Origin of the sequence: Edwardsiella hoshinae NBRC 105699 = ATCC 33379 (genome assembly GCF_000474215.1) — a bacterium.
Taxonomy (GTDB): Bacteria; Pseudomonadota; Gammaproteobacteria; order Enterobacterales; family Enterobacteriaceae; genus Edwardsiella; species Edwardsiella hoshinae.
On the sequence record NZ_BAUC01000028.1, the window covers coordinates 1 to 9325 of the forward strand.

A 9325-nucleotide genomic window follows, 5' to 3' on the forward strand; every position below is an offset into this window, starting at 1 on the left:
TCCCCACATGACATCAGACCATCGCCACACCTCCCCTCACATAACGGGGAGGCCTAGTCGGCCAGAGTAACATAACGGAGACGTTCATGCCCCCGGTCAGACAGCACGCCTCTGGCGAGAGGACGGTGTGTCAAGCAGGCAGGGATAAATCAAGGAGATTTCCCGTACGCGACAGGAATAGGAAGCACAAACGTAGCGATATCAGACGTTGCGTAAGATATAAAGCGCAATGGAGGCTTCGATAAGGATGATAAATACCGACCAGAAGGCCGCCATCAACTGCGAGTGACGATTGATAAAAGCACGAACGATTTGCATAGCAGTGACCTATACGGCTGATTCACTCAGTGTGCTTAGTCTACGCCGTTACAACTATTCGTGCAATTTATCAAATAACGGCGCAATCTCGCCGCTGGCAGGTAAACGGGACAGCGTAATTAAGTTAGCTCATGGCTTGGCTCTACGGCGTCTAGGCGGGTAGATCACCAACAATCCCAAGACAATCAACCCCATCCCCAGCAGTTTCCCCAGCGTTAAACGCTCGTCGAATAACGGTAACCCTATCGCTAAGACACACACCAGCACATAGCTGAGACTCAACAGCGGATAAGCCTGATTCAATGGCAGGCGGCGCAGGGCAAATAACCAGCACAACATTGACAAGGCGTAACAGAAAATACCGGCGGGTAACCACCAGACCCAACCGGCTCCCGCCAACCATGCTGTCAGGAACCATGACCAATCGCTGACCTGCATCATCGTATAACGCATCATCAACTGCGCCCCGCTCACCAGCGCCACGCTGGCGAAGGCCCACAGATAGCCGATCATGCATTCACCCCCAGCAAAACGATCCCCGCCATAATTAGCGTGATACCTAGCAGGTGACGCCAGGTCAGGCGCTCATGCCAGATGAAGCGCGCCGCCAGCAACACCAACACATAGTTGAGGCTGAGCATCGGGTAGGCAACGCTGACCGGTAGCGTGCGCAACACCAACAACCACAACAGTAAAGCGCCCCCTAAACACAACAGCGCCAACGCTAGCCAACGCAGCAAATGGCGGCGTGGTGAGCCATGAGGCTCACCACACACCGCCTGTTTCTGGCACAGTTGCCCGGCGCAGCTCAACAGGCTGGAGAGCAGGATCAGGAGATAACTCATGGCTGCTGATGATACTGCAATAACAGGAAGCGCCCCTTGTGCAAGGTCACATCTGCGGGGGGTAACCGCGGGTCGACGCCTTCGTTACGCGCCAACAGCAGCACCAAGGTGACGGCGCCTTGTTTACGATGCTCCGCCAGCCAGGCCGGGAACTGAGCGGCGCGCACCAGACGGTCGGCCGAGTCCGGATAGCTCAGGCCATATTGCAGTTCACCTGTGTTGTCATACAGATAGATATCGCTGCGCTTCAACGCCCAGGCAACGCCCGCCGCCACACCGACGCTATCACTCAAAATATAGCGACTCGCCTGGAGCTCAGGCATCGCCGCCTGGATCAGCGTCTGCGGCTGCTTAGACTCCATCACCTGTTGCGGCAACGCGGCGCCGATCGACAACGCGATAGCCAGTGGACAGGCCGCGCTCCAACGCCAGTAGCGCGCGGGATTATGCCATGCCAGTCCTCCTACCAAGGCCCAGCACCCGAAAGCGACGGCCGCCAGGATCACCTTGCCGACCTCATGCGCGCCATACAACGGTCGCCCAGTCACGCTCCACGGTGCCAAGACCAGCAATACCGCCGCCATTCCAGCCACCCCGACCAACAGGTTAATCAACCCGTTCGCCCGCAGCGCCTTACCCGACTGAGCGACCAAGCGCTCGGCATACCCCGCCATTAAGATCGCCAACGGCGCAAAACAGGGCAGAATGTAAGTCGGCAGTTTCCCTTTAGCGATGCTGAACAACAGGAAAGGCATCACCAGCCAGCCCAGCAGGTAAAAATCGCCGCCCTGGCTGGCGCGACCACGCCACCCTTCACGCAATGCGCCGGGTAACAAGCCTAACCATGGTAATGCACCGAGCAACAAGATCGGCAGGTAATACCAAAACGGAGCCTTATGTTGCGCATTCTCCTCGGCGAAGCGTTGAATATGTTCCACCCAGAAGAAATAGTGCCAGTAGTCTGGCTCACGTTGAGCGATAGCCACTACCCACGGCATGCTAATGGCGATGGCGCTCAATACCGCCAGCGGGCCGAAGCAGAACAATGACTTCCAACGGCGCTGGGCGATAACCCAAGGCAACACCGCGATCACCGGGATAGCCAATGCCAGAAAGCCCTTAGTCATAAAGCCCATGCCGCAGGCCAATCCCAACAAGAGATAGCCACCGACACGCCCCCGGGTCGTGCTCGCCTGCTCCCCCAACCAGAAGCTGCACATCGCCGCCGTCATCCATAGGGTGAAAATCGGATCGAGTACCGCATAGCTGCCAACACCGTAGACCAGGAAACAGGTCAAGTAGATCAACACCGCCAACCACGCCGCGCCACGACTCGCCACGAGACGTCGTGCCAGCCAGAAGACCAACAATGCGCTCAATACCGTCGCCACAACGGCACCGGCTCGTACCGCAAAATTACCGTCGCCGAACAGCCATTGCCCTAAGTTGTTGACCCAGTAGCCGGCAACGGGCTTTTCGAAATAACGAATACCCAAGAAATGCGGCACGATCCAGTCGCCACTGGCCAGCATCTCCCGGCTAATCTCGGCATAACGGGTTTCATCCGGTTGCCATAATAAACGTCCCGGTAACGGGACGATGTAATAGAGAACGAACAATACTGCCAGCGTAAACCCTCCGGCGATTTTCTTCATGGCGTCTCCACCTCCTGTTGACAACCCAGCCATCCTTCACGCCCAGCTAAGGTGGCGCGCACGACGCGCCCACTCGGCAGTTGCGTAATATCGTCGGGTAACAAATCCCCAAGGGGGCAAAATTCGATCTGTTCCGCGCGCGCCATCGCCAATAACTCAGCGAATTGCGCCTGTTTAGCGATCCCTTCGACCTCGGCGTGGATGGTATAGACCGGCACGCCGCGATCGGCCAGCATCTTGGCGAGAATAAAGCGATTAAAGCCTGCTTCATCGGTCATCACGCCGATAGCCTCGTCCCAGGTCGGGAGCGTCACCGGGATCTGCGCCGTCCCTACGCGGCCATCGGGCAACAGCGGCCGGAAAGGATGCGTCCCCCGGCAGTCGCTGTTATAGCGAAAAGCGAAAGGCTCCTTGGCCTGCAATACCCGCTCATCGGCCCGCCAACCGGCAACGGCTGAGCAGTCGATCGCCATGCCGGTCAGTTGTTGTAACTCGTCATAGGCCAAGCCTATCTGCTCGGTCATTTTTTCTTGCGACCAAACCCCCGCCCAGGCCTGCCAGGCATGGTGATCCCAGGCATGGACCCCCGTCTCATGCTCGCGTGCCGCGGCGGCGATGACATCGCCCAGTCCGGCGCCGATGTGGCGTCCCGGCCAGGCAGTCCCCGCCAACAAAATATCCCAACCATATAGCGAAGCGGCGTTAGAACGCAGCATCTTCCACAGAAAGCGCGGCTTTAATAGGCGCCATAAATGGCGCCCCATGTTGTCCGGACCCAGTGTGAAGAAGAAACTGGCTCGAATGCCGTGTTGGCGCAGCAGCGACACCAGCGCCGGCACGCCGTCCCGCGTGCCGCGCCACGTGTCTACGTCAATGCGCAGACCGACCCGCTTCATTCTTGCTCCGTACCATCGAAGGTGCGTAAGAAGAAGTCCAGGGTATCCTCGACGGTTTGCTCCATCGGGATCACCGGCTGCCAGCCCAGCAGACGCTGGGCGTTACGAATACTCGGCTTACGATGCTCGACATCCTGATAGCCTTTACCGTAATAAGTGCTGCTCTCCACCTCACGGAAGCCAGCGAAGGGCGGGAAGCGATCGCGCAACGGATGTTGCTCGAAACAGATCAGTAACTGCTCGGCCAATTCACGAATGCTGGCTTCGTTATCCGGGTTACCGATATTGATGATCTGACCATCGCAACGGTTATCTTTGTTTTCGATAATGCGGAACAACGCCTCAACCCCCTCTTTAATATCGGTGAAGCAGCGTTTCTGACGTCCGCCATCCACCAGCTTGATCGGCGAGCCTTCTACCAGGTTCAGGATCAGCTGGGTGATAGCGCGGGAGCTACCGATACGTGCCGCATTCAGGTTGTCCAGACGCGGCCCCATCCAGTTGAAAGGACGAAACAGGGTGAAACGCAGACCATCTTTAGCCCCGTAAGCCCAGATGATGCGGTCCAACAACTGCTTGGAGACCGAGTAAATCCAACGCTGCTTATTGATCGGCCCGACAATCAGGTTGGAGTGATCCTCATCGAACTGCGGATCGCTACACATACCGTACACTTCAGAAGTCGATGGGAAGATGATGCGCTTATGATATTTCACGCAGTCACGGACGATCTTGAGGTTCTCTTCGAAGTCGAGTTCGAAGACACGCAGCGGGTTACGGGTGTATTCGATCGGGGTGGCGATGGCGACCAACGGCAAGACCACGTCACATTTTTTGATGTGATACTCGATCCACTCGGAATGGATGCTGATGTCCCCCTCGACAAAATGGAAACGCGGATGACCGACAAAACGCGAGATGGCGTCGGAGCCGATATCCAAGCCATACACCTCATAATTCTCCTCCGCCAACAGACGCTCGGTCAGGTGGTTACCGATAAAGCCGTTGACCCCCAGGATCAGCACACGTGTCGCCCGACGCGCGCCGAAATTCAGCGAACTATTGAGGATCGCCCCTTCAACCAGCCCCAAACTCTCCGCCAACTGGCTGCCTTGCATATACAGCCCATCTTGTGGCTGACCCGCCACGATCTCTAACGCCTCTTGGCCACAGGCGACCACCAGCGGCGTGGTGGAAAGCACCGTCCCCGGGCGGGCGGCCGGCAGATCATGGCGTACCCGCGCCTGCCAGATGGTAAACTGACGGTTACCGGCGTAGCTGAAAGCCCCCGGCCAAGGCTCGCTCACTGCACGAACCAGGTTGTACAACGTCCGTGCTGGTTTGTGCCATTCGATCCGGCCATCGGCTGGAGTGCGGCGCTCAACATAAGTCGCGGCACGCTCATCCTGTGGGTATTCGCTGTAATGACCACTGCGGATCTGCGGCAGCGTATCGGCCAACAACGCCTTGGCACACTGGCACAACTTATGATGCAGCGTCAGCGCACTATCGTCATCGGCGATGGCAATACGCTGCTGGGCAATGATATTGCCGGCATCCGCGCGCGACACCATGCGGTGTAGGGTGACGCCGGTCTCCGTCTCGCCGTTCACCAGCACCCAGTTCAGCGGCGCACGGCCACGGTAAGCAGGCAGTAGAGAGCCATGCAGGTTGAACGCCCCCTGCGGCGCTAATGCCAGGATCGCGTCGCTCAACAGATGGCGATAGTAGAAGGAGAAGATCACCTGCGGTTGTAATTCACGCAAGCGTTCGACCCACAGCGGGTGGTTGACGTCGTCCGGGGCAAAAACCGGGATCGTATGTTGCGCCGCCAAGCGCGCTACAGAAGCGAAGAAGACATTTTCACCGGGCGCATCCTGATGGGTAATAATTGCAGCAATTTCATAACCTGCGTCAATTAATGACTGCACACCGACACAGCCCATATCATGATAGGCAAAAACAACAGCTTTCATAATCACTTTTCCTGTTCTTCGTTCGGCGAAGACGCCTGAACGACCTTCTGAATAAAATAACGGGGACGAGCACGCACGTCGTTATAGATGCGGCCGATATACTCACCCAGCAGCCCCATTCCGACGAATTGCGCGCCGATGAAAATGAACAGTATGGCGAACAGGGTAAATACCCCTTCCGCACCCCATTGCGAGCCGAGCGTCAGACGCATTAAGATCAACAACACCGCAAAGGCGAACCCCAACAACGCGATCACACTGCCAAAAATGCTCAATGCACGCAGAGGGGTCGTGGTCAGACAGGTCACCAAGTCGTACATCAGGTTGATCAGCTTCATTAGCCCATACTTGGACTCGCCATGCTCGCGTTCGGCATGTTTCACCGGGATCTCGATGGTGCGACGCGCGAAGCTGTTAGCCAGAATGGGGATGAAGGTACTGCGTTCATGGCAGTGCAGCATGGCTTTGATGATGTTGCTGCGGTAGGCGCGTAACATGCAACCGTAGTCGCTCATGCTCTTGCCAGTGGTATGTTGAATCAGACGGTTGATCATGCGTGAGGCACGCTTACGGAACCAACTGTCCTGACGGTTCTGACGGATCGTGCCGACAACGTCATAGCCCCCCTGTTCAGCGGTCTCGACCAGACGCGGGATCTCTTCCGGCGGGTTTTGTAGATCTGCATCCAGGGTGATCACGAGATCGCCCTTAACGTGGCTGAAGCCCGCCATGATAGCGGAGTGTTGACCATAGTTACGGTTAAGCAGGACCGCCACTACCGGACTGCCAGGCCGCTCCGCCGCTTCACACAACATCGCCGCCGATTCATCGCTACTGCCGTCATCAACCAACACGATCTCATAAGGCTTACCCATGGCATCGCAGGCGGCTAGGGTACGCCGCAACAGTTCCGGCAAACTCTCTTGTTCGTTATAAACCGGGATCACCACCGATACTAACTTGATGGGTTTAAAATCACTCATTGTCATACCTAATTGTTACTTGCCTAGGATCGCCTGCAAGGCCGCAATCACCCGATCCACATCCGCTTCGTTCATGTCTGGAAACAGTGGCAACGAACAGATGCGTTGCGAGTTCCATTCGGTCTGCGGCAGTTGCAAGTGCGGATAGGTTTCACGGTAATATTTCTGTGTGTGGGCGGCGCGGAAGTGTAATCCGCTGCCGATATTGTGCCCCTTCAATGCCTGCATCAGTTGGTCACGGTCGATACCGCAACGCGCCTCATCGCAGCGCACGATGAACAGGTGCCAGGCATGCTGATGCGGCCAGGCGGGAGCACTCAGCGCTAACAGCGGCAGATCGTGCGCCGCCAGTTGTTGCTGATAGTAGGCGGCCAGCTTAGCGCGTTGTGCGTTAAGCGCCGGCAGCTTGCGCAGTTGGACGCGCGCGATAGCGGCGTTGATGTCGGCCAGGTTGTACTTGTAGCCAGGCGTCACCACCTCAGCCTGGGGCGCACGACCATGGGTCTGGCGATCATAGGCATCCACGCCCAAACCGTGGAACTTCAGGCTACGCACCTGTTCCGCCAGGCGATCGTCATCGGTCACCACCATACCGCCTTCGGCGCAGGTGACGTTCTTAATGGCATGAAATGAGAAAATGGCCGTACCACGCTGACCGATCGGCTCGCCACGGTACGCCGTACCGATGGCATGCGCCGCATCTTCGATCAACGCAATACCCTGTTGCTGAGCCAGAGCACGGATAGGGGCGAGATCGACCGGCGCTCCGGCGAAATGCACCGGAATGATCGCTTTCGTGCGCGGCGTGATCGCAGCACGGATAGCCTCAGGCGTCACCATCAAGGTATCGCGATCAACATCGATCATCACCGGCGTAGCACCTAATAGGGTGATGATATTCAAGGTCGATACCCAAGTCATCGATGGGGTAATCACCTCATCGCCGGGACCCACCCCTAACGCCATCAACGTCACATGCATGCCCGCCGTCGCCGAACAGACGGCGATGGCATGCCGGGCACCGGTGACCTGACAGAACTCTTGCTCCAATGCCTGATTTTGCGGCCCAGTGGTGATCCAACCGGAACGCAGTACCTCGTTTACCGCTGCAATCTCTTCCTCACCGATAGCCGGTTTCGAGAATGGCAAAAAGTCCTTCATTAACACGTTCCCATATCAGTAACAGCAATGAAAAATGTGATCTTTATTCAAATTAATCCAATGAAATTGGCGTTATTCCCCACTAGGGGCCCCCCTAAAGTGGATTGAGCATAGCGCAGTTTTCTTAAACCAAGATTAAGAAAATACGCTATCTCGACACGCAAACTTCAACATTTCCACAACCAACTGACGATCGCGCCAGATGTTCTCCCGCGTTCCCCCTCCTCCCTCTATGCTATTCATCGCGGCTATTCATCGCCCCCACAACGCGCTAGCAAGGCGACGCACTCTGCCTCAAGCTAGATTGAGAAAGGGATTAATTGATTAACTCGTCACCCCATTTCAGGGACTATCCAATCTCCCGTATTCAGCAACAACATGCAAACGAATTCACTAATAAGTGAGATCCGTCATACTATTTTAGCAACCAGGGGGCAGTTTTTTATGGTGGGTGTTTATTTTATCACCAGTGGTAACATTTAATGATGTCAGCACGATCACGATAAAGTTATAATCTTTCACGCTAAGCATAGTCACAATATTTATTTTTCGCTGTATAATATAATGCGAAATTATATTCAGAAAATCAGTGCCGCCAGTTAATCCTATGGGGACACCGATTTCGCTAACGATAATGATGGCATCACCATTCACCGTTACGCCAATCCCCAAGAGCAGAATACCCTCTAGTCCACGGATATTTATCCGCAGCTCTACGATTTATTTCCCCAGCGGGTACGCTCAAAATAAGGCACACAGAAAACGGACGTCATCGCACTAACAGGAACAGAGTATTCATCGTAAGAATGATTAACAGCACTGAACAATGACAGTCGGCGCATACGACTCATGTAATGTGCAACGACGAATACCGTCTACAAGGCACTAACCGTGGCACATCAAGTAAACAAGTACTCTCCAATGCGCGCTAAACAGCCAAAGTCCGACACCAGTCATGTCAAGCTACCGGCGAAAATTACATAACATCACGCCCCTATACGGTCATGAGAGCAGAGCTCACTGGCAGCACGGCGAGCTCTCACGCGCTGTGCCAGCGCACTCGCTCAATGAAGTGAGTATCTGTATCGATGCCTACCTCCCAGGCAATTATCGTAAGCGGCATAGGCGTAACCATGCCATGAATAATGAGTTTTATTCTGTAAATCAAATGAATATAAAAATCAGTTTATCACGCTAATGTGCGTGCATGCTTGGCACGACATGAACCTCCCTATCCCACACATCGCCACCGCGTTTCATGGCCGCTAGCATCCCATTCACTAATCCCTGTTGCGTGCAGCTATCTCTCTGCAACGACTCGACGATAAATCGGGCAGCGCGATGTCATGTCGACAAAAACAGACGGCCAAGCAGACAATAGGCCATGCGAGAAATAGCCGCGCTATTCGCTATTCGCTATTCGCTATTCGCTATTCGCTATTCGCTATTCGCTATTCGCTATTCGCTATTCGCTATTCGCTATTCGCTATT

The 9325-nt window shown here is 55.4% G+C and carries 7 protein-coding genes; all 7 read right to left on the reverse strand.

Annotated elements, in window-relative coordinates; genetic code table 11:
* Nucleotides 1-447 precede the first annotated feature (447 nt).
* The 7 genes from arnF to arnB are packed head-to-tail and all read right to left on the reverse strand — an operon-like array spanning nt 448 to nt 7834.
* Nucleotides 448-831, reverse strand: coding sequence for a 4-amino-4-deoxy-L-arabinose-phosphoundecaprenol flippase subunit ArnF (gene arnF, locus EHO01S_RS12610; protein WP_024524291.1), 384 nt, complete (start codon nt 829-831; stop codon nt 448-450).
* Nucleotides 828-1163, reverse strand: a complete 336-nt coding sequence (gene arnE, locus EHO01S_RS12615) for a 4-amino-4-deoxy-L-arabinose-phosphoundecaprenol flippase subunit ArnE (RefSeq protein WP_024524292.1) — start codon at nt 1161-1163, stop codon at nt 828-830. Before arnE ends, arnF begins: the two co-directional genes overlap by 4 nt.
* On the reverse strand, nt 1160-2818 hold the full coding sequence (arnT, locus tag EHO01S_RS12620) for a lipid IV(A) 4-amino-4-deoxy-L-arabinosyltransferase (protein ID WP_024524293.1): 1659 nt from the start codon (nt 2816-2818) through the stop codon (nt 1160-1162). The genes arnE and arnT overlap by 4 nt, the downstream gene beginning before the upstream one ends.
* Nucleotides 2815-3714 carry a 4-deoxy-4-formamido-L-arabinose-phosphoundecaprenol deformylase gene (gene arnD, locus EHO01S_RS12625; RefSeq protein ID WP_024524294.1) on the reverse strand — a complete coding sequence of 300 codons (900 nt, stop codon included), beginning with the start codon at nt 3712-3714 and terminating at the stop codon, nt 2815-2817. The genes arnT and arnD overlap by 4 nt, the downstream gene beginning before the upstream one ends.
* Nucleotides 3711-5690: a bifunctional UDP-4-amino-4-deoxy-L-arabinose formyltransferase/UDP-glucuronic acid oxidase ArnA gene (arnA, locus tag EHO01S_RS12630; RefSeq protein WP_024524295.1), complete on the reverse strand. Its 1980-nt coding sequence runs from the start codon at nt 5688-5690 to the stop codon at nt 3711-3713. The genes arnD and arnA overlap by 4 nt, the downstream gene beginning before the upstream one ends.
* Nucleotides 5691-5692: 2 nt before the next feature.
* Entirely contained in the window at nt 5693-6673 is a 981-nt protein-coding gene (gene arnC / locus EHO01S_RS12635; RefSeq protein WP_024524296.1) for an undecaprenyl-phosphate 4-deoxy-4-formamido-L-arabinose transferase, read from the reverse strand.
* 15 nt (nt 6674-6688) lie between these two features.
* Nucleotides 6689-7834: a UDP-4-amino-4-deoxy-L-arabinose aminotransferase gene (gene arnB, locus EHO01S_RS12640; RefSeq protein ID WP_024524297.1), complete on the reverse strand. Its 1146-nt coding sequence runs from the start codon at nt 7832-7834 to the stop codon at nt 6689-6691.
* Between the last annotated feature and the right edge of the window lie 1491 nt (nt 7835-9325).

Excerpts from the sequence above, each read along its gene's own strand:
- arnF (WP_024524291.1), bottom strand. The coding sequence starts at position 831 with ATGATCGGCTATCTGTGGGCCTTCGCCAGCGTGGCGCTGGTGAGCGGG.
- arnB (WP_024524297.1), bottom strand. The coding sequence starts at position 7,834 with ATGAAGGACTTTTTGCCATTCTCGAAACCGGCTATCGGTGAGGAAGAG.
- arnT (WP_024524293.1), bottom strand. The coding sequence starts at position 2,818 with ATGAAGAAAATCGCCGGAGGGTTTACGCTGGCAGTATTGTTCGTTCTC.
- arnE (WP_024524292.1), bottom strand. The coding sequence starts at position 1,163 with ATGAGTTATCTCCTGATCCTGCTCTCCAGCCTGTTGAGCTGCGCCGGG.
- arnD (WP_024524294.1), bottom strand. The coding sequence starts at position 3,714 with ATGAAGCGGGTCGGTCTGCGCATTGACGTAGACACGTGGCGCGGCACG.
- arnA (WP_024524295.1), bottom strand. The coding sequence starts at position 5,690 with ATGAAAGCTGTTGTTTTTGCCTATCATGATATGGGCTGTGTCGGTGTG.
- arnC (WP_024524296.1), bottom strand. The coding sequence starts at position 6,673 with ATGAGTGATTTTAAACCCATCAAGTTAGTATCGGTGGTGATCCCGGTT.